This window comes from Pseudomonas helleri (genome assembly GCF_045830615.1).
Classification (GTDB): domain Bacteria; phylum Pseudomonadota; class Gammaproteobacteria; order Pseudomonadales; family Pseudomonadaceae; genus Aquipseudomonas; species Aquipseudomonas helleri.
Genome location: NZ_CP174501.1, coordinates 5378431 through 5399138, shown reverse-complemented (window position 1 = coordinate 5399138; position 20708 = coordinate 5378431). Strand labels below are relative to the sequence as shown.

The following is a 20708-nucleotide window of genomic DNA, read 5'->3' as shown; positions in this document are numbered from 1 at the left end:
TTAGAACCAATACGTTAGCTGGGGTTAGCGGGTTTTCGCCACGGTTAGCGGGGTGAGTGTGGCAAATTTGTGGAATTTCCTACCGTTCGTATAGGACCTTAAACAGCTATTATTGGCCAGTGCCGGGGCGTGACCTAATGGCCACTAGATAACTCTTAATAACACAAAAGCCATAAAATCAATGGTTGCGCTGACCTTTTAAAGCATACATAGTGATTTGTTACGAGCTCAACTATGCAAAGTTTTGGTAAGATCCGCAAGCGATGCTAACTAATGATTATTCACCGTTAACCTGAAGCTGTGAATAATTAAGGGTGCACTACGCTGGCTGTAGTGTGTAGACACCTTGCGGTGGGCTAACTCTGATAAATCCAAAGTAGCGTTCTTTTCATGGCGTGTGTAACCGCTTGAAAATGTAGCCAGCGAGCGCGTCGTTATTGTGCTTCATCAATAAACCTGCTGCAATTCTTTTTTCTCAAGCAGGCTCATCATCGCAGCTTGATCCCATGATGAACAGAATCGTAGCCGTTCAAGATCTTCCGTGACTAAAAAGGTGTCATATCCTATTGTTAGATGGCTAGCTAGTCCTGTGCTTTCCAACGCTCGCTTCACTAGCTCGACTCTGTAGGATTTTTCAATATAGGGGCAGGTAGTGGCTTCAAAGAAAAGGTAAGCTTTTTTTGTCGAGGATTTAATATCTTGCAAGTCATTAAGGATTTTATTTATTGATGTTATAACCTGGGCGCGGATTGTGGAGTATATTTCTTTGTCTTTAATATAGTAAAGTATTACAATTATCTCGAAGTAGCTTAGTGTTCTCCCAGAGTTAAAATTAATTATAGAGTTTAGATCTTTTGTTGATAATAGGTAGTCTTCTCCCAAGCAGCTAGAAACTATGAGCATATTAAGGGTTTCAAGTAAGGTTTCTTGTGAATGTTGTATAGAGATTTTGGAGAACTCACTGCTTTTGAAAAAGTCTAGACATCTACTGAATATTTGACTTTTTATCAGTGGGGACTCGTCAGGAATTAAACTGTCACAAAATTTAGATGAGATGGTTGTCATCTTGCAAAGTTGTATTGCGCCCGAGTGACTAGGGTTTACAGTGAAGAAGTGAAATAGAAGATCTATAATGACAATAAAGAAATCGGAGAATAAGGCCATATCCTTCGCGACTATTTCTCTTTTGGTGTTCTTTTTGCAAAATTTAATTACTATATTGGTTAATGCTTTTATTAAAAAGTTGCAAGCCATGGTATACGACGAAGCGTCATCTAAGCAGAGTGACTTTATCTCATTGGCAAATGAAATCACAATGTGCTTTTTCTTCATAAGGCGCTTAGGGTAAAGCCTTATCTTTTCGTCATTTTTTTCTACTAATTTCTCTTCTAGAAATTTTAATCTAGCTTTAATTTCTAGCATTGTTTGTGTTTTCTTTGTTACAAAGGGTCTTCTGACCTTTACAGTCTTAGATTTGTTTAAGCTTAGTTTGTATTTTTTGATGTTTGTGTCGATTGCCTCATGGACTGCCATGGAGTGCTGATCGCTCATCGAGAATACATATATATCATCCACATACCGTCTTATTTCATACTGATCGCCAGATTCGAGTTTTTTTTCTCTGAGCGTATTTTTGATATCGCTATCAATTTTTTGGAAAATTATTTCTGAAAAAATCCTACTTACTTCTGGGCCAATCAATATGCCAGAAGAGTCGTTATGGTTTGATGTTTTCATTAGTCTGTTGAAAACAGATCCAAATGTGTTCTTAACATCGGAGTTGCTTTTAGAAAACTCTTTCTCCTGGTTCGACCAATTTATAGATTCCGTGTAAATACTGTCGAAACATTTGCTAACATCTAAAGACCAAAAATTGGAATATTTTCTTTCTAGTCGCATGAATTCGTAAGAGTCAAAAAAATTATATAGCCTGCGATATCCGTGATATGAGAAATAAGATGTGAGATGTTTGTAAGTCATCTCATTTTCAGTATCTACCATTTTGTCGCTTTTATATTCGTTAACCCACTCCATGTTGTTTTTCTTATAGTACTTGCTAGCGATTTTTTTTGGCGCTCTAATGCTGAAGTCACTGAGGCAGCATAAATTTATTATTTTGTATTGAAATTCTTTGTAAAAGCTGACTATTTCATTTTGCGACGCTGGATGTAACAGCGAAAGTTCCCTAAATGACTCGCTGTCTTTTCTGATCTTATATGGCATAGGGATTGTATAGGCAGACTGATCTTTTGTTATTATTTTATCAATTAAGAATTTTGTTTTGTCATGTTCGACCGCTATTTTTCCAGCGGAGATCTTCAGTAGATTATATATTCCGATGTTCTCAAATATGATAGGTACTTCATAGGGGCAGGTTTCAGTTAGCACTACTCGGTCGTAATCAGTTTTTCGTACACGCATTACCTTGCTGTTCATAGTCAATTGTTCCAATGCTTGCGTATTTCAGAAAGTTCTTTATAAGAAAATGAATAGTAAGTTATTTTTCGAAATCCTGTTACAAAGCTAAATTTAGATATTTCACGTTTTTCTTGAATACTAAACGATTTGGAAATTCTGCTAAATAGAGGATGACTTTGTGAAAATAATGACCGCTGAAATGTTCGGTCTAGCTCCGAGAGGCGACAGTTTTCTCTCGGGGTCCGGTGGTGATAGTTGAAATAGATACCGGTTTTTATTTTTTTGTTCGTGCCGGAGGAATGTATTTCATAATTTCCAGTCAGTGTTTTCAGTCTCTTTAATAGAAGTCTATAGTCAACACTCATTTTGCTAGACGAGTGGTAAGATAAGAGTGAGCTGAAAAGTCGCGATTTTATCTTTTTGATCTTGTTCTTTGATATTTCTACTTCTACTTTACGTTTGACTCTGAAATCGGAGCTTGAAAGATACGTGTTGAATATATTGAATTCATAACCTAAGTAATTGAATGTCTCAAATTTCCCCGAGCGTATACTTTCTCGCGTGTCAGTCTCCGATTTTTCAATGTAAATGTCCGCTCTTTTTCCATCATCATGAAGGGTTAAATCGTCGCTGAGATACTCTTTGACATGGTTGGTAGTCTCATCGGCCTGATCATTAGATGTCAAAACAATTATATCGTCCACGAAGCGGGCATAGAAATTTACATGCTCTAGCCTTCTCAGCTTCGTATCAAATTTTTGCAGATATATTTCCGAGAGGTATGCACTTATGTTCAGGCCTCGAGGGAGGCCTTTAATACCATCTTTTTCAAAGGTTTGAAACAGCGATCGTATGAGCTTCAAGGTCTTAAGTGAGCAAAGACCTTCATCTTCCAAGATGGTTATCACTGCTGAGCGATTTATGCTTTCATAAAAATTTTTAATGTCGTATCTATGTATTCTGTAAGGTGTTCCATCTTGTAAAGATGATATAAGTGCTGAAACTATTTCATTTCTATTTGGTTGTTTTATGCGCGCGTTAATTTCTAAGTTGCGAACAATTAGGCTCGATGCGACTGTAGCGTCTTCGGTGGTGTAGCTTAAAACAGTTTTGTTGTTGATTAAAAAATTTTCAGTTGCTTCGTGAAATACAGTTCCTGACTCGATTTTCTCCAATATTTTTCTTGCGGCCAGATCGTACTCTGCTTTAAGATCCTTTGAGTCATCCTTGCGGTGTCTTGCAACAATGCGAGAAATATTTCGTACAGTGAACGGTGACTCAATCACTTAAACCACTCCTGTAGTCACAAATAGAGAAAGCCATGTCTTCGAAAGATACCAATTGTGATGCGTTGAGGCAAATGATTTCTAAGACTGTTGCTGCTCGATTTCAAGCCAGTAGGCGCTTAGATTTTCATAATAGAATGTCGTTGTTTAGTATTTCGTTGTTTTCCATCGTCTTGATTTTAGTTTCGCTGTTTCAGTTGGCTGGGTTTAAGTTTGTTTTCAGTGATCAAGTGATTAATATAGGGCAGGTTTTTCTAACTATAGTCATTCTTTGTTTTTCTATCGCTATAAGCATGAGTGACTTCAGTCTTAGGTCATCCAGATTTCATGAATGTGGAATTCAACTAAATGAATTGGTCTATAGATTGATGAACAAGTGGGGTGTGGTTCTTAGTGATCAGGATTACGACCTCCGGCTATCTGAGTACTTCGATATCCTAAAAAAATATGAAAACCATACTGATGCTGATAATGATAGAGTGAACAAAGAGTTTTGTCATCTTGGCGTTAGTGGTTTTAAATATTATTCAAGGTTCTTTATTTATTTTCTCTTAATTGCTATGGCTGTTTTTTGGTTTTTTATCATCGTGGGTAGAGCTGATTTTACTTAGCTATATTTGAGTTCGCCGCTGCCCATGCACGTATATTTTCCGACATGAATTCTTCATCCCGGCGCATTGTCAGGACTGAGAGCTTGCTCAAAAGTTTTAGTAAAGCTGATAAGGTCTCCGCCCAATACATGACATAAATCACGAAGCTGAACCGTATCCAGCCGCCGTACCCCTCTTTCCACATCACTCATGAACGATTGCGGCCTTCCCAGCGCGGCAGAGCACTGGGCTTGGGTCATGCCTGATTCAACCCTCATGCGCTTTAACACCTGCAAAAAGATCACGTGCTCGCGTCGATAAATAGCCTTGGTCATAGCCGTGTCCTAGCAAGGTTCGGCTGATGTCGGATGAACAGCGTCGACAGCGCCTTGTTCTCGATGCCGGGTGCACAGCGAAGCAGATCGGATGGCCAGTATGTTTAAAGCTATCGACAATTCGTCCGATAGTCTCAAGGCACGACCACTGTCTATGTTGCCGAGTCGCCCTTGGGCATCAGCGTTTCGTGGGCTTTTCATTTGCGAGTAAAGGATTACGCATGCGTACCCTGTTCAAAATTTGGCTGTCCGTGTTCCTCTTTGGGATGATCTTTTATCTCCCTATGTATATTTTTTCGAACAATGCACTAAGCGCTGTCGAAGAGCTTACCCCTAAAGATCTGATTCCCCTGACTGGCATTCGCGGCCAAGATCCGGAACGTAAGGAAAGACTTTTGGCTAGTATCGGCGTGGACACAGGCATGGAGCTTGGGGATGCGCTTGAGGAGAATAAATCGCTTACTCACGTAGATATTCACTATGTAGAGTCCGCGGATGCCAATAGGATTTTTGCCGCTACAGGCATGAAGGTTGTGGAGGCCAGCGCAGAAATGGGAGGTGGAAAGCGCCTAGCTATGCTGTTTTCTGTAGTTCCCAAACGTTTCTTACGTGATTGGGCTGCAGTCACAGGAATACTCGGTGTACAGGTGTCGGACGGGAAACACACTATCAACATGGTCGACGACCCGTCTGATGAAACCTATATCTGGGCTCTATTCGAAAAGTCAGGGAAAGGTGGGAGTGAGTCGGTACAGCGTCTCACTAATCGTTTCGACTTGGCCGTAGCAGGTATCAAGGAGCGTGAGCGCAGTAAAAACCTTGAATCGGCGGCTGCCCGACCTCTCTCACCTGCAGCATCGACATCAGGGAAATTTGAAAGCAACACTGTCGCGGGTAATCCAAGCAAGGAGAAAATCGTGATTTTTCAATTCGATGGTCAGCCTGCCTATTGTGCTGATGAAGGGGCGGATGGCCCTAACTGTCGTGGTGACGGATCATCATTTATCGGTCAGGGAACTTACAAAGACTATATGGATGAAAATAGCGCGTTATGCATCGCTGGTGAGGTCGGTTGCACGCTACCTCAGTACTTCCCTGCGGACCTGCGCGGCTAATAAATCGGTCTGTTAAGCAGCCAGACCTATAAAAAATCTGGCTGCTTAGGCGGTTGTCGCGCTGCTTGCAGACGCTCCCATCAGGTTGATCGCGCACTGGTGTCACCTTATAACGTCCAATCCTTATGCCAGCTTGGCCGCCAGCTCTTCAGCAGTAATGTTGTAATACCGCTTGAGCATGTTCACCTCCCGATGCCCCGTCACGCTGGCCAGATCGATTAGATTCGGCAGCTTGGTCGCAAGCCGACAGGTCGCTTCATGCCGAAGGTCATGAAAGCGCAGATTGATCAGAAAGTCTTCCTGAGGCCTGACCTGCGCTACGTCGCAATCTCCCAAGTATTTCAGCCTTGCACGCTCCAGACCTCGGACAAAGGCTTTCTTGAGTGCATCGGCAGTGGTGGTGAAAACTCGCCCGCACAGTGAGCGCGGCAAGTCCTTCAAAAGTTGAATAGCCTTCGGCGAAAGCGGTACAGTTCTGGACAAGCCGTTTTTGGTTGCGGGCAGGTGCGCGGTTCTACGATCCAGGTTCACATGCTTCCAGCGCAGCTCAAAATTTCGCCTCGGCGCATGGCGGTTTCAATCGCCAACTGGACGATGGGCCGTATCCATGGATTGTGTGATGCATCGGCGTAGGTCCCATCAGCACAGCGCTCACGTAGTTCTAGGGCACCGAGCATGTATTGCTCTTCAATTGGGTCAAGCCGTCTCGAGCGCTCGTCATTGTAGCTGGGACGGCTGACCATCCTGACTGGATTTTCCGCAAGGTGAATTCCCCATTCGCGGCGGGCGACCTCGATCACACACTGAAACAACGCAAGCTCACGCTTCACCGTGTTGCCTTTGCGAATCTTCAGGCGCTCGTCACGGTAGCGGGCAAAGTCTGAAGAGGTGAGGGTGGCAACGATGCGCGTCGCGAGCGGATTACGCTTGAGTGCTTCCAGGCGTTTAATTTCGGAATACGCGTCCTTGTGCTTCGGAGCAATCTCGGAGATGTAGCGATCAATGAGTTGATGAAAGGCGGTGCGTTCAGCCTCGACACGAGAGACAAAGATGCCTCGGTCGATTTCGCTTTCGATCATGCGCGCCCAGGCTTGGGCATCGGCTTTGGTTTCGAAGGTTTTTCTTTGGGCTGGATAGCCCTTACGGCGAATTTGCACTTCCCACTGATACTCGCCGCGATTCCTGATTGTTGCCATTTCGACCATTCCCGCCACATTAAGTGTGGCAAATTTGTGGCAAATTTGTGGCAAAAACGACTTTCAGGACTAGGACAGGTTTCTGTCAGGAGCGCTATCCCTTTGTAATACAAGGGAAAGAAGATGGCGCACCAGGCGGGATTCGAACCCACGACCCCTGCCTTCGGAGGGCAGTACTCTATCCAGCTGAGCTACTGGTGCAACGCGGGCGCCATGATACTCATCTGCGTGTCGCCCGTCCATGCCGCTGATTCGTCGGGTGTTTCTTTGTGCGTTATGGGGTATTAATGAGGACTAGGTGAGAAAAGGATGAAATCAGGCCGTTTGTTCTTTTTTTCGAACAGCCTATTGTCCTTTACCCCTGTTGACCCTAGGATTCGTTTGAGATTTCAAACGCTCTTGTCTGAGTGCTGAATCGCACGGCTTATTCTTTGTGCGGCCTTTAAGTACTTTGGCAGTGAATGACTTCCTGACGGCAGCCTTCTATGGCGCCTTTCTTCTATCAATAATTCGCCCCGCCTCTGTGCGGTGCTGTTAAGGAAAGCCAACATGCAGCTCAAAGACGCACAACTGTTCCGCCAACAAGCCTATATCGATGGTGCTTGGGTCGATGCGGACGGTGGTCAGACGATCAAGGTTAACAACCCGGCCACGGGCGAAATCATCGGTTCCGTGCCAAAAATGGGCGCGGCTGAAACCCGTCGTGCGATTGAAGCCGCAGACAAGGCGTTGCCAGCCTGGCGTGCACTGACCGCCAAAGAGCGTGCAGGCAAACTACGTCGCTGGTTTGAGCTGTTGATTGAAAACCAGGACGACCTGGGCCGTCTCATGACCCTGGAGCAAGGCAAGCCACTGGCCGAAGCCAAGGGTGAAATCGCTTACGCCGCTTCGTTCATCGAGTGGTTCGCTGAAGAAGCCAAGCGCGTCTATGGCGACGTGATTCCAGGCCACCAGCCTGACAAGCGCCTGATCGTGATCAAACAACCGATCGGTGTGACCGCTGCCATTACGCCGTGGAACTTCCCGGCCGCCATGATCACCCGTAAAGCAGGCCCGGCACTGGCCGCAGGTTGCACCATGGTGATCAAGCCCGCTTCGCAAACCCCGTTCTCCGCGTTGGCATTGGTTGAGCTGGCGCACCGTGCCGGCATTCCAAAAGGCGTGTTGAGCGTTGTGACAGGCAGCGCTGGCGACATCGGCGGCGAGCTGACCAGCAACCCGATCGTGCGCAAGCTGTCCTTCACCGGTTCGACCGAAATCGGTCGTCAACTGATGGCCGAATGCGCCAAGGACATTAAAAAAGTTTCTCTGGAACTGGGCGGCAACGCGCCGTTCATCGTGTTTGACGACGCTGACCTGGATAAGGCCGTCGAAGGCGCGATCATCTCCAAGTACCGCAACAACGGCCAGACCTGCGTGTGCGCCAACCGCCTGTACATTCAGGACGGCGTGTACGACGCGTTCGCTGAAAAACTCAAAGCGGCTGTGGCCAAGCTCAAAATCGGTAACGGTCTGGAAGAAGGCACCACCACCGGCCCGCTGATCGATGACAAGGCGGTGGCCAAAGTCAAAGAACACATCGCGGATGCACTGAGCAAGGGCGCAACCCTGCTGGCAGGCGGCAACAGCCTGGAAGGCAGCTTCTTCGAGCCGACCATTCTGGTGAACGTGCCGAAAAACGCTGCCGTGGCCAAAGAAGAAACCTTCGGCCCGCTGGCACCGCTGTTCCGTTTCAAAGACGAAGCCGAAGTGATCGAGATGGCCAACGACACCGAGTTCGGTCTGGCGTCGTACTTCTATGCGCGTGACATGAGCCGCGTTTTCCGTGTTGCAGAAGCACTGGAATACGGCATGGTCGGCGTTAACACCGGTCTCATTTCCAACGAAGTCGCGCCATTTGGCGGCATCAAGGCGTCGGGCCTGGGCCGCGAAGGCTCCAAGTACGGCATCGAAGACTACCTGGAAATCAAATATCTCTGCCTGAGTATTTAACTCGGCGGGTGGTTCAGCAGAAGGGGCACGAGAGCGATGCTCCCTCTGTGTTTCAAACTGTTAATTTTTGTGGCCGGGCGCGCCATGCCAGTCGATCATCGCATGCTGGCATCGGTGCTACCCAGGCGCGTCAGCCTTGAACCACGCCGTTAGATAAACGGCGAATGAGGAACACCATGAGCAACAAGACCAACGCATCTTTGATGAAACGCCGTGAAGCCGCTGTCCCTCGCGGCGTTGGCCAGATCCACCCGATTTTTGCCGAGTCGGCAAAAAACGCGACCGTAACCGACGTTGAAGGTCGTGAATTCATCGACTTCGCGGGCGGTATCGCGGTACTGAACACCGGTCACCTGCACCCGAAAATCATTGCCGCCGTGCAAGAGCAACTGACCAAGCTGACCCACACTTGCTTCCAGGTACTGGCTTACGAGCCGTACGTAGAGCTGTGCGAAAAAATCAACGCCAAGGTCCCAGGCAACTTCGACAAGAAGACCCTGCTGGTGACCACCGGTTCGGAAGCCGTTGAAAACGCCATCAAGGTTGCCCGCGCAGCCACTGGCCGTGCTGGCGTGATCGCGTTCACCGGCGCTTACCACGGCCGTACCATGATGACCCTGGGCCTGACCGGTAAAGTCGTGCCTTACTCGGCTGGCATGGGCCTGATGCCAGGCGGTATCTTCCGCGCTCTGTACCCATGCGAGCTGCATGGCATCAGCGTTGACGACTCCATCGCCAGCATCGAACGCATCTTCAAAAACGATGCCGAGCCTAAAGACATCGCCGCTATCATCATCGAGCCAGTTCAGGGCGAAGGTGGTTTCTATGTGGCGCCGAAAGCGTTCATGGCTCGCCTGCGTGAACTGTGCGACAAGCACGGCATCCTGCTGATCGCTGACGAAGTACAAACAGGCGCGGGTCGTACCGGCACCTTCTTCGCCATGGAACAAATGGGTGTTGCAGCTGACCTGACCACCTTCGCTAAATCCATCGCTGGCGGCTTCCCGCTGGCGGGCGTGTGCGGCAAGGCCGAGCTGATGGACGCCATCGCTCCAGGCGGCCTGGGCGGCACCTACGCCGGTAGCCCGATCGCATGTGCGGCGGCACTGGCTGTGCTGGAGGTGTTCGAAGAAGAGCACCTGCTGGACCGCTCCAAGGCAGTGGGCGAGCACCTGGTGTCTGGCCTCAAGGCTATCCAGGCCAAGTACCCGGTGATCGGCGACGTTCGTGCGCTGGGCGCCATGATCGCAGTCGAGCTGTTCGAAGGCGGCGACGCACACAAGCCAAACGCAGCAGCCGTGGCTCAAGTCGTTGCTAAAGCGCGTGAGAAAGGTCTGATCCTGCTGTCGTGCGGCCCGTACGGTAACGTTCTGCGTGTTCTGGTGCCGTTGACCGCTCCAGACGAACTGCTGGACAAAGGCCTGGCCATTATCGAAGAGTGCTTTGCTGAGCTGGCGTAAGCCCGCCGTGAAGGTGTGACTCGATAGACAAAAAAAACCGCTTCGGCGGTTTTTTTTGCTTTAAGCGATTCAGATATGTGATTTTTCTGTATCCATGCGTTGCCATTGTCTAAGGTGCAGGCATTGCGCTGGGAGCAGATTGAATGGCCGTTGTAGATTTATCCGTTATACCGAGTGTATTGATTGCCGAGGCCGATCCGTGGTCCCGGGATCTACTCAAGCAAGTGGTGCTGAGTGTTCGGTGTGACGCGCAGTTGGATGTGTGCGGTGAAGGGCAGCAGGCACTCTTGCTGCTGAGCCAAAAAAGTTATGACCTGGTGATTTCAGACCGCGACCTGCCCGGTGTCAGCGGGCTGGATGTGTTGCGCAGTGTTCGCCAGCGTCGCCGCAGCCCGGCCTTGCCGTTTATTTTAGTCAGCAGCCGCAATGACAGCGCCAGCGTGCGCGAAGCCTTGCCGTTGGCGCCCACCGCCTACTTGACTAAACCACTGGACCTGAGCGGTCTGACCAAGCGTCTGCAGGGGCTGCTACTGAGCGCGGGGCAAGAGGTGCTGTGTGACGTGCCGTCACTGGCGCCCGGCATGACCCTTAAACGTTTTCTGACACAGCGCCGGGCGTCTTCGGACGGCGCGCCGCTGTGGATCGACGCACGGGCAGCGGTCAAGCGCAGCCTCAGCCCTGAAGGTCTCAACCTTGCGGCGCTGGAAGATGAAGTGTGCAAAGACCCGCAAATTACCGCCGTGCTGATTGCCGCGGCCAATAGCGCTGCGCAGCACCTTGCGCGGCCCGCCCAGACGCTGACCCACGCCTTGCAGCGGCTGGGCCCGGCGCAAAGCATGAACCTGGTGCAAGGGCTGACGCTCAAGCACAGCGCGCAACTGAACGACCCGCGTCTGGCCGATTACGCCGAGCACCAGTGGGCGGTGTCGTTGCGCGCGGCAGAGTACGGTCGCACCTTGGCAGGCATGCTCAACCTCGATCAGCAGCGCTGCTACTGCGCGGGTTTGCTGTACCGCCTGGGTGATCTGGCGGTGCTGCGCTGTTTGCAAGAATGGCAGCAGGCGGGTGGCGAGTTGGACACGCAGGTGATTGACGAGTCCCTGGCCGAGTTCGGGGCCGCCTACGGCTCTGCGTTGCGCACACGCTGGCGCTTGCCGCTGGAGCTGCGCGAGTTGATCGCGGCGGTGTATCACTTGGGAGGCGGGGTGTACTCACGAGAGGCGCTGGTCATGAACCTGGCCGGGCAGCTGGCGGTGCTGGAATCAGAAGAAGGCCTGGATGCGCTGGCCAGCAGCAAGACCGCGCGTTTGCTGCGGGTAGGCACGGCAGAACTGTCGCGCCTGATGGGCAAGGTGCAAAGCACCGTCTAACCCTTGCAACTCTGTAGGCGCTGACGAGGCACGAAGGCTGCGATGCGGGCCGCAGGACCGCTGTTTTGGGTCGCTTCGCAACCCATCGCAGCCTCATGCTTCGTCAGCGACTACCGTGGTAGTCGCTGCCCGCAACCGCTCTTAAACCGCCGCAGGGCGCAGTGAGTAGGTTTTCAGCTGTTTGGCAAATTCACGCAACGAATGAATCCCGCTGGCTTCCGCCTCATGGACCCACTCCTTGATCGCCGCCAGCATGTCGTGACCATTGGTGCTGGTCTTGATCCAGATCTGTTGCAGCGCCAGACGCTTTTCATAGATCACTTTGAGCGATTGGCTGTGCTCCAGCAGGGTTTCGATACGCTGGTGATGGCGCTCTTCCAGCAGGCTGGTTTCACGCGACAGCAGGCGCTTGGCCCGGCGGAACTGGTGGCGAACCGAGTGATCGACCTTGGCCAGCTCTTGCTGCACCAGCGGTGCGATCACCAGCTTGCGGTACTGCGCCATGATCTGGAACCGGTTATTGAGGATCGCCATCGCGGTGTCCATGTCCAGGCTGCCTTTGCCTTCGACCCGGTGGGCGATAGGCGCAACCCGCTGAACCTTGGCCAGACGCAAAAAGCTGAACACTTTGATCCACGCCCACCCCAGGTCGAACTCCCACTTCTTGACCGACAGCTTGGCCGAGTTGGGGTAGGTGTGGTGGTTGTTGTGCAGCTCTTCGCCACCAATGAGGATGCCCCACGGCACCAGATTGGTCGCAGCATCGCGGCACTCAAAGTTGCGATAACCGACCGCATGGCCCAGGCCGTTGACCACGCCCGCAGCCCACACCGGGATCCACATCATCTGCACGGCCCAGATGGTCAGGCCGATGGCGCCGAACAGCAGCAAATCAATGACCAGCATCAAGGCCACGCCCAGCAGCTTGTATCGCGAATAAAGATTGCGCTCGATCCAGTCTTCAGGGCAGTTTTTGCCGTAAATACGCAGCGTTTCAGGATTCTGTGCTTCTTCGCGATACAGCTCTGCACCTTTTCGCAAAACGGTCGATAACCCTTTGACGACCGGGCTGTGCGGGTCATCGGCGGTTTCACATTTCGCGTGGTGTTTGCGGTGAATGGCCGTCCACTCGCGGGTGTTCTGCGCGGTGGTCAGCCACAGCCAGAAGCGGAAGAAGTGTTTCAGGCCACCGTTCAGTTCAAGTGAGCGGTGAGCTGAGTAGCGGTGAAGATAAACCGTGACACCGATAATGGTCACGTGGGTCATCAACAGGGTGACTGCAACCAGTTGCCAGGCTGACAAGTCAAGAAAACCGTTGTACCACATAGGCTGTTTGGCCCTCGGGAAGATGAAATAAATTGCAACACGCATTATCACCATGCAGCCATTTAAAACCAGTCGCCCTTTGAGATAAGAGTGGCTGGATGTTTCTTACTCTATAATTCCCATTTTTTTGTAGGCGTTATAACTTTCTCATGTCGGTTTCTTCTCGCAATGCCTTGCGTGCAGCCCTGCTTTACGGGTTGTTATCGGTAGTCTGGCTGCAAATAACTGATCATTTTTTGAGCAGTTTTTTTGACGATTCGGCGCAGTTGGCGCACTGGCAGCTCATCAATGGCTATGTGTGGGTGTTTGTCAGCGCCGTTTTGATCTTTGTCGCCCGCTCCCAACTGTTGAGTTTTCTCGGCGGGAGCGCCAGCTTGAAGCGCCAACGCGAGGATCGCGAGCGTCTGCGCCAAGCGGCAGCGGTGTTTGACTGCACCCGTGAAGGGGTGCTGGTCACTGACCGTACGGGTGCAATTGTGCATGTGAATCGGGCGCTGGTTGAAATCACCGGATATACGGTCGAAGAAGTGCTGGGTAAACGGCCCAACATGTTCAAGTCCGGTCACCATGACCTTGAGTTTTACCAGGGTGTTTTCAAGTCCTTGCAAGAAACCGGCGACTGGCACGGCGAGATCTGGAACCGGCGCAAAAACGGTGAAATCTACCCGCAGTGGCAAACCGTGCGGGCCATCACCGACGAAAAAGGCCAGCTCACCCACTATGTCGCGGTGTTCACCGACATTTCGGCGATTAAAAAATCTCAAACAGACCTGGCGCGGCTGGTCCACCATGACCCGCTCACGGACCTGCCCAATCGCCTGCTGTTCACCGACCGTACCGAGCAAGCCTTGACCTCTGCGCAGCGCCACAACACAGGCTGCGCGCTGCTGATGATCGACCTTGATCATTTCAAAATTATTAACGACAGCCTTGGGCATAACGTCGGCGACCTGTTGCTCAAGGCGGTCAGCGGGCGTTTACAGCGCGTGTTCGGCAAAGGCTATACGGTGGCCAGACTGGGCGGCGACGAGTTCGCCGTGCTGATCGAAAATTGCTCCAATGCGAGCCGCGCCGAGGTGCTGGCGCAGCAAGTGCTGGAGGCCATGAAAGCAGCGTTTGAGGTCACCAGCCATCAACTGTTTGTGAGCGCCAGCGTGGGCATCAGTGTGTTCCCCGGCGATGCGCTGAACGCCGAGCAACTGCTGCGCAATGCCGACTCGGCGCTGTTCAAGGCCAAAAGTGCGGGCCGCGAAGGCTACGCGCTGTACACCGAAGAGCTGACTGTGCACGCCCTTAACCGGATCGAGGTGGCCAGCGACTTGCGCCGGGCGCTCGAGCAGCAAGAGTTGCGGGTGTATTACCAGCCGGTGCATGACCTGAAAACCAGCCGCCTGATCGGGGTTGAAGCTTTGGTGCGCTGGGAGCACCCGCTGCGGGGGCTGGTGCCTCCGGGGGAGTTTATCCCTATCGCTGAACGCACCGGCCTGATAGCCGAAATTGACGCTTGGGTGCTGGAGCAAGCCTGTTGGCAGATGTGCCAGTGGCAATCGGCAGGCGTGCATTTGTCGTTCGTGGCGGTGAATATCTCCAGCCGTCTGTTCGCCCGCCCGGAGCTCTACACGCTGGTGTCCACCGTGTTGACCGACAGCGGCCTGGACCCGGCCTTGCTGGAGCTGGAAGTCACTGAAAGCGCGGTGATGGAAGATTCACAAGGGGCGCTGGAGCAGATGCACCGTCTGCGTGCGCTGGGGTTGCGCCTGGCCATTGATGACTTTGGCACCGGCTTTTCATCGCTGCTGCGCCTCAAGCAATTGCCTGTGCAAAAACTCAAAATTGATCAGGGTTTTGTCGCAGGCTTGCCGGAAGACAATGACGACGTGGCGATTGTGCGCGCGGTCATTGCTCTGTCCCAAAGCATGGGCTTACAGGTGCACGCCGAAGGCATCGAGCACATCGAGCAGGCGCAGTTCCTGCTCGACTTCAAGTGCGATCTGGGCCAGGGCTACTGGTTTGGCCGCCCGGTGCCTGCCAGCGAACTGGATTGGCAGCGGGCGCCCGCCATTCGCACCTGAGCGCTGCCTCAGGCTTTCTCGGGTGGCAGCTCAGGCAGTGCGCGAAGGGCTGTCTCGTACCACTCGGTGTTGAAGGCGCGGTCCTCGTCGAGCATCGCGTCGATCTCGATGGCCAGTACGTGGGCCATCAAGTTCAAAATCTCTTCGCGCTCGTAACCAACCAAGGTCAGCTTATTGAAGGTGGCCTTGGCCGCGGGCGGATTGTCGCTTTCGATCTGGTTTTCAATCGCCTGGGTCAGGGTGGATTCGGCGAATTCTTCTTCGTCGTTGTCGATATCAGTTGGCTCGCTCATGGGCAGGCTCCTTAAGGTAAGGCCGGCAGTTTAGCGGTATTCAGCGCAATGATGCTGCTGGTCAGCTTAGCGGCGAAGCTCTATAACAGCTGCTGCCAACCCCAACATGGCCTGGAGGCTTTGCGATGCTCAAGCTTTATGGATTCGCTGTCAGTAACTACTACAACATGGTCAAGCTGGCGCTGCTGGAAAAGGGCCTGCCGTTTGAAGAGGTCGCTTTTTTTGCTGGCAAAACCCCAGAGGCGCTGGTGGTCAGCCCTTGCGGCAAAGTGCCGGTCTTGGGCGTCGAGCAGGGCTACGTCAACGAAACCAGCGTGATCCTCGACTACATCGAACAGACCCAGCCGGGCCCCAAACTGCTGCCGACCGATCCCTTCGAGCGTGCCCAAGTATTGGCCATCGCCAAAGAAATCGAGTTGTACATCGAGTTGCCCGCCCGTGCGTGCTACGCCGAAGCGTTCTTCGGCACGCAAGTCCCTGAGGCGATCAAGACCAAAGCCAAGGCCGAGTTGCTGCACGGCATTGCGTCGCTGGCGCGTCACGCAACATTCGCACCCTATGTTGCAGGCGACACCCTGAGCGTGGCAGACATTTACTTCCTGTACAGCGTCACCCTGGCCTGTGGCGTGGGCAAGAAAGTCTTCGGCCTGGACCTGCTGGCCGAGTTGCCAGGCGCCAAGGCGCTGCTGGAGCACCTTGAGCAAAACCCGCACGTTAAACGCATCGCGGCAGACAAAGACGCAGCCATGCCGCAGTTTTTGGCGTGGATTAGCAGCAAAAAATAAGCCTGTAGGAGCGAGCTTGCCTCGCGATCTTTTGACCTTAAAAAGATCGCGAGGCAAGCTCGCTCCTACAAGCGCTGTGTTTAACGGCTGGCCAGCAAGGCCTTGCCGCGAACCACTGCCGCTTTCACCTGGGCCGGCGCTGTGCCGCCGATGTGATTACGGGCGTTGACCGAACCTTCCAGGGTCAGCACGGCAAACACGTCGTCTTCAATCTGATCGCTGAACTGGCGCAGTTCTTCCAGGCTCATTTCGGCCAGGTCTTTGCCCGTTTCCACGCCGTATTTCACGGCATGGCCAACGATTTCGTGGCAGTCACGGAACGGCAGGCCACGGCGCACCAGGTAGTCGGCCAGGTCGGTTGCCGTCGAGAAGCCGCGCAGCGCCGCTTCACGCATGATCGCGTGCTTGGGCTTGATCGCCGGGATCATGTCGGCAAACGCACGCAACGAGTCACGCAGGGTGTCGGCGGCATCGAACAGCGGCTCTTTGTCTTCCTGGTTGTCCTTGTTGTAGGCCAATGGCTGGCCTTTCATCAGGGTCAGCAGGCCCATCAGGGCGCCGAACACGCGGCCGCTTTTGCCACGGACCAGCTCTGGCACGTCGGGGTTTTTCTTTTGCGGCATGATCGAGCTGCCGGTGCAGAAACGGTCAGGCAGATCAATGAACTGAAACTGCGCGCTGGTCCACAGTACCAGCTCTTCGGAGAAGCGCGACAGGTGCATCATCGCAATGCTCGCGGCGGCGCAGAATTCGATGGCGAAATCGCGATCCGAGACGTTGTCCAGCGAGTTGCCGCCCACGGCGTCAAAGCCCAGCAGTTGCGCGGTCAGCTCACGGTCGATCGGGTAGGTGGTGCCCGCCAGTGCGGCGCTGCCCAGCGGCATGCGGTTGGTGCGTTTACGGCAGTCGACCAGGCGCTCGTAGTCGCGGCTGAGCATTTCGAACCAGGCCAGCATGTGATGCCCGAAGGTCACCGGCTGAGCGGTTTGCAGGTGCGTAAAGCCCGGCATGATGGTCTCGGCTTCGCGCTCGGCTTGCTCCAGCAGGCCTTTTTGCAGGCGTGTGATTTCAGCCAGGATGAGGTCGATTTCATCACGCAGCCACAGGCGAATATCGGTGGCGACCTGGTCGTTACGGCTGCGCCCGGTGTGCAGCTTTTTACCGGTCACGCCGATGCGGTCTGTCAGGCGCGCTTCGATGTTCATGTGCACGTCTTCCAGATCGACGCGCCAGTCAAAAGTGCCGGCCTCGATTTCGCTCTGGATGGTTTTCAAACCGTCGATGATGCTGTCGCGCTCTGCATCGGTCAGCACACCGACATTGGCCAGCATGGTGGCGTGGGCCACGGAGCCCATGATGTCGTGGCGATAAAGGCGCTGGTCGAAAGTGACCGAGGCAGTGAAGCGCGCAACGAAGGCGTCGACGGGTTCACTGAAGCGGCCGCCCCAGGACTGATTGGTCTTGTCGGTGCTCATGGATTCGCTCGTAATCGGCTGAGGGGGAGTACATAAAAAGTTACTGCGGATCATAACAGGGTTGCCATTCAAGGCGTTGACGCAGGTCGGCAGGTTTTAACGGATTTGAGGTATAAACAAAATACCGAAACGAATTGTATAGATTGGCCCCATTCGTCTTGGCAACCGTCTACAGTTGGTCGTATGGAGCAGTCTTTGCAGGTCTTTGTAGCTTGTTGGACGCATCCGGTATTAAATCGAGCAACAGACACAGGTGAATTTTGCTGTGCGACTTGCGGCACTTTTTGGCCTTCACGCTAGTCTTAGCGTGGATCGCTGTGACAGCCGTCACTTCACCTGTCTACGCTATCCTTGTGCGAGACTCACGCAGGAATACAGCGCTATATGAATGTCCTGATCGTTGATGACGAAACCTTGGCCCGAGAGCACTTGAGCCGTTTGCTCAATGCTGTTGGGGGTTATACGCCGCTGGAGCCCGCCGCTACTCATGGCGAAGAGGCTCTGAGCCTGATCGAAAGCCTGAAGCCCGATGTCGTACTTCTCGACATCCACATGCCGGGCCTCGACGGTTTGCAGGTCGCTGCCAAATTATGCGAGCGCGAATTGCCACCCGCCGTGGTGTTTTGCGTAGCGCCTGACGAGTTCTCTGTTCAGGCCCTGCAAGACAGCGGTGTGAGCTACGTGCTCAAGCCGGTCAGCGCCGAGGCCCTTACTGCGGCCTTAAAAGACGCGCACCGGCCTAACCGTGTGCAACTGGCGGCCCTGACTCGGCCAGCCGCGCAAACGGGCAGCGGGCCGCGCAGCCACATCAGTGCCAGAACCCGAAAAGGCATTGAACTCATCCCTATCGACAAAGTTATTTATTTCATCGCTGACCATAAATACGTGACCTTGCGTCACGAGGGCGGCGAAGTGTTGCTCGATGAGCCGCTCAAAGCCCTTGAAGACGAATTCGGTGAACGCTTTGTGCGTATCCACCGCAACGCGCTGGTAGCGCGTGACCGTATCGAACGCCTGCAACGTACCCCGCTGGGGCACTTTCAGCTGTTCCTCAAGGGGCTTAATGGCGATGCGCTGATTGTGAGCCGCCGCCACGTGGCGGGCGTGCGCAAAATGATGCAGCAGCTCTAAACCCGGGCGCCCTTCTGTAGGAGCTGCCGCAGGCTGCGATCTTTTAAAGGTCGCGGCCTGCTCTTGGCTTAATCGGCCACGTACTTTCTGATACAAGTCAAAGCTGTTTTGGCTGAGCTGTTATTATCAGCCGTATCTTTTCAGTACGGATTGATCCATGTCCTCTCGCGAAATCCGCATCGCTACCCGTAAAAGCGCCCTGGCTCTGTGGCAGGCCGAATACGTCAAAGCCCGTTTAGAGCAGGCTCACCCAGGTCTTGTGGTGACGCTAGTGCCGATGGTCAGCCGTGGCGACAAGCTGCTGGACTCGCCGCTGTCGAAAATCGGCGGCAAGGGTTTGTTCGTCAAAGAGCTGGAAACTGCCCTGCTCGAAAACGAAGCTGACATCGCCGTGCACTCCATGAAGGATGTGCCGATGGACTTCCCTGAAGGCCTCGGTCTGTTCTGCATTTGCGAGCGCGAAGACCCGCGTGACGCTTTTGTCTCCAATACCTTTGCCAGCCTCGAAGCCTTGCCGGCCGGCAGTGTGGTCGGCACGTCGAGCCTGCGCCGTCAGGCTCAGTTGCTGACCCGTCGGCCAGACCTCGAAATCCGCTTTCTGCGCGGCAACGTCAACACGCGTCTGGCCAAGCTCGACGCCGGTGAATACGACGCCATCATCCTCGCTGCTGCGGGCCTGATCCGCTTGGGCTTTGAAGACCGCGTCACCTCGGCGATCAGTGTCGAAGACAGCCTGCCAGCCGGTGGCCAGGGCGCCGTGGGCATTGAATGCCGCAGCGCTGACCACGAAATTCACGCGTTGCTGGCGCCGCTGCACCATGCCGACACAGCAGTGCGCGTGACCGCAGAGCGCGCGCTCAACAAACACCTTAATGGCGGCTGCCAAGTACCCATCGCCTGCTATGCCGTGCTGGAAGGCGAGCAGATCTGGCTGCGCGGCCTGGTCGGTGAGCCCGCCGGTGGCACATTGCTGAGCGCCGAAGCACGTGCCCCGCACAGCGACGCGACAGCGTTGGGTGTGCAGGTCGCCGAAGACCTGCTGGCCCAAGGCGCCGGTGAGATCCTTAAAGCGGTCTACGGCGAGGCGGGTCACGAGTGACAGGCTGGCGCCTGCTGCTGACCCGACCCGCTGAGGAGTCGGCAGCACTTGCGAACGAGCTGGCCACTGTCGGTGTGTTCAGCAGCAGCTTGCCGCTGCTGGCCATCGAGCCGCTGGCATTGAGCGAAAGCCAGCGCGAGGTTATCGCTCACCTGGACCGCTATTGCGCGGTCATCGTGGTCAGCAAGCCCGCTGCGCGCCTTGGCGTGCAGTGGGTCAGCCAGTATTGGCCGCAAGCGCCTGAGCAGGCGTGGTTCAGTGTGGGTGCCGCCACTGCGCAGATTCTCGCCGAGCATGGCCTGGATGTTAGCTACCCTTTATCCGCAGATGACAGCGAGGCCTTGCTGGCGTTGCCCGCGTTTACCCAAGCGGTGACGTGCAGCGAGCCCAAGGTGCTGATCGTGCGCGGCGAGGGCGGGCGCGAAATGCTCGCCGAGCGTCTGCGCCAGCTGGGGGCGCAGGTCGATTACCTCGAGCTGTATCGCCGAACGCTGCCGTCTTACCCGGCTCACACACTGCTTGAACGCACAAAAGCGGAACGCCTGAACGCGCTAGTGGTCAGCAGTGGACAGGGATTTGAACATTTGCAGCAGTTGGCAGGTGATGCCTGGCCCCAACTGAGCGGTATGACATTGTTTGTTCCAAGCCCTCGCGTTGCGCAGATTGCGCGCGATGCCGGGGCCAAAAACGTTGTGGATTGCCGTGGCGCGAGCGCTGCGGCTTTGCTGGCGGCGTTACGGGCACATCCCGTACCTGCTTTCTAAC

18 protein-coding genes, 1 tRNA gene and 1 pseudogene are annotated in these 20708 nt (G+C 53.6%); 11 read left to right on the top strand and 9 right to left on the bottom strand.

All coding sequences use genetic code 11. From position 1 onward, the window contains the following. Positions 1–447: 447 nt before the first annotated feature. Positions 448–2436, bottom strand: a complete 1989-nt coding sequence (gene drt3b / locus ACJJU9_RS24305) for an antiviral reverse transcriptase Drt3b (protein ID WP_407729719.1) — start codon at positions 2434–2436, stop codon at positions 448–450. Positions 2437–2438: 2 nt separating this feature from the next. Next, positions 2439–3704, bottom strand: a complete 1266-nt coding sequence (drt3a, locus tag ACJJU9_RS24300) for an antiviral reverse transcriptase Drt3a (RefSeq protein ID WP_407729718.1) — start codon at positions 3702–3704, stop codon at positions 2439–2441. 35 nt (positions 3705–3739) lie between these two features. On the opposite strand from drt3a, the gene ACJJU9_RS24295 reads away from it, so the two are divergent. After that, positions 3740–4315, top strand: a complete 576-nt coding sequence (locus tag ACJJU9_RS24295; RefSeq protein ID WP_407729717.1) for an SLATT domain-containing protein — start codon at positions 3740–3742, stop codon at positions 4313–4315. Positions 4316–4368: 53 nt separating this feature from the next. Here ACJJU9_RS24295 and ACJJU9_RS24290 read toward each other — a convergent pair whose 3' ends face one another. Then, positions 4369–4629 (bottom strand): helix-turn-helix domain-containing protein, encoded by a 261-nt coding sequence (locus tag ACJJU9_RS24290; protein ID WP_153331462.1) that lies wholly within the window; start codon positions 4627–4629, stop codon positions 4369–4371. 221 nt (positions 4630–4850) lie between these two features. Here ACJJU9_RS24290 and ACJJU9_RS24285 point away from each other — a divergent pair, with 221 nt between their 5' ends. Beyond that, a complete protein-coding gene (locus ACJJU9_RS24285) occupies positions 4851–5744 on the top strand; it encodes a hypothetical protein (RefSeq protein ID WP_407729716.1) in 894 nt (297 codons plus the stop codon). 123 nt (positions 5745–5867) lie between these two features. On the opposite strand, the gene ACJJU9_RS24280 is transcribed toward ACJJU9_RS24285, so the two are convergent. From ACJJU9_RS24280 to ACJJU9_RS24270, 3 genes are all read right to left on the bottom strand, one after another. After that, on the bottom strand, positions 5868–6275 hold the full coding sequence (locus ACJJU9_RS24280) for a tyrosine-type recombinase/integrase (RefSeq protein WP_407729715.1): 408 nt from the start codon (positions 6273–6275) through the stop codon (positions 5868–5870). Further along, on the bottom strand, positions 6272–6949 hold the full coding sequence (locus tag ACJJU9_RS24275) for a Shufflon-specific DNA recombinase (protein WP_407729714.1): 678 nt from the start codon (positions 6947–6949) through the stop codon (positions 6272–6274). Before ACJJU9_RS24275 ends, ACJJU9_RS24280 begins: the two co-directional genes overlap by 4 nt. A gap of 115 nt (positions 6950–7064) precedes the next feature. Continuing rightward, positions 7065–7141, bottom strand: a tRNA-Arg gene (locus ACJJU9_RS24270). A gap of 348 nt (positions 7142–7489) precedes the next feature. On the opposite strand from ACJJU9_RS24270, the gene gabD reads away from it, so the two are divergent. The 3 genes from gabD to ACJJU9_RS24255 all read left to right on the top strand — a co-directional run bounded on the left by gabD (position 7490) and on the right by ACJJU9_RS24255 (position 11762). Next, the gene (gene gabD / locus ACJJU9_RS24265) at positions 7490–8932 is read left to right on the top strand and encodes an NADP-dependent succinate-semialdehyde dehydrogenase (RefSeq protein ID WP_048366922.1); all 1443 of its coding nucleotides are present in this window, start codon (positions 7490–7492) and stop codon (positions 8930–8932) included. Between the two features lie 176 nt (positions 8933–9108). Further along, positions 9109–10392: a 4-aminobutyrate--2-oxoglutarate transaminase gene (gene gabT, locus ACJJU9_RS24260; RefSeq protein WP_048366921.1), complete on the top strand. Its 1284-nt coding sequence runs from the start codon at positions 9109–9111 to the stop codon at positions 10390–10392. 143 nt (positions 10393–10535) lie between these two features. Then, positions 10536–11762, top strand: a complete 1227-nt coding sequence (locus ACJJU9_RS24255; RefSeq protein ID WP_407729713.1) for an HDOD domain-containing protein — start codon at positions 10536–10538, stop codon at positions 11760–11762. Between the two features lie 141 nt (positions 11763–11903). On the opposite strand, the gene desA is transcribed toward ACJJU9_RS24255, so the two are convergent. Further along, a complete protein-coding gene (desA, locus tag ACJJU9_RS24250; RefSeq protein ID WP_048390508.1) occupies positions 11904–13088 on the bottom strand; it encodes a delta-9 fatty acid desaturase DesA in 1185 nt (394 codons plus the stop codon). Between the two features lie 149 nt (positions 13089–13237). Between desA and dibA the strand changes: the two genes are divergently transcribed. Next, positions 13238–15160, top strand: coding sequence for a phosphodiesterase DibA (dibA, locus tag ACJJU9_RS24245; protein ID WP_407729712.1), 1923 nt, complete (start codon positions 13238–13240; stop codon positions 15158–15160). Between the two features lie 8 nt (positions 15161–15168). Here the strand turns inward: dibA and ACJJU9_RS24240 are convergent, their stop codons facing one another. After that, positions 15169–15453, bottom strand: coding sequence for a hypothetical protein (locus tag ACJJU9_RS24240; protein ID WP_048366917.1), 285 nt, complete (start codon positions 15451–15453; stop codon positions 15169–15171). Positions 15454–15578: 125 nt separating this feature from the next. Between ACJJU9_RS24240 and ACJJU9_RS24235 the strand changes: the two genes are divergently transcribed. Continuing rightward, entirely contained in the window at positions 15579–16238 is a 660-nt protein-coding gene (locus tag ACJJU9_RS24235; RefSeq protein ID WP_153326068.1) for a glutathione S-transferase family protein, read from the top strand. 80 nt (positions 16239–16318) lie between these two features. On the opposite strand, the gene argH is transcribed toward ACJJU9_RS24235, so the two are convergent. Next, positions 16319–17713 (bottom strand): argininosuccinate lyase, encoded by a 1395-nt coding sequence (gene argH / locus ACJJU9_RS24230; RefSeq protein ID WP_407729711.1) that lies wholly within the window; start codon positions 17711–17713, stop codon positions 16319–16321. Positions 17714–17978: 265 nt separating this feature from the next. Here argH and ACJJU9_RS24225 point away from each other — a divergent pair. The 4 genes and pseudogenes from ACJJU9_RS24225 to ACJJU9_RS24210 form a co-directional block, all read left to right on the top strand. After that, positions 17979–18101, top strand: a pseudogene (locus tag ACJJU9_RS24225) (sensor histidine kinase); the annotation flags it as partial. Continuing rightward, positions 18098–18844, top strand: coding sequence for a LytTR family DNA-binding domain-containing protein (locus tag ACJJU9_RS24220; RefSeq protein ID WP_048366914.1), 747 nt, complete (start codon positions 18098–18100; stop codon positions 18842–18844). The pseudogene ACJJU9_RS24225 and the gene ACJJU9_RS24220, both read left to right, overlap by 4 nt. A 157-nt stretch (positions 18845–19001) precedes the next feature. Then, positions 19002–19943 carry a hydroxymethylbilane synthase gene (hemC, locus tag ACJJU9_RS24215; RefSeq protein WP_407729710.1) on the top strand — a complete coding sequence of 314 codons (942 nt, stop codon included), beginning with the start codon at positions 19002–19004 and terminating at the stop codon, positions 19941–19943. Further along, positions 19940–20707 (top strand): uroporphyrinogen-III synthase, encoded by a 768-nt coding sequence (locus ACJJU9_RS24210; RefSeq protein ID WP_407729709.1) that lies wholly within the window; start codon positions 19940–19942, stop codon positions 20705–20707. The genes hemC and ACJJU9_RS24210 overlap by 4 nt, the downstream gene beginning before the upstream one ends. The last annotated feature ends 1 nt before the right edge of the window (position 20708 follow it).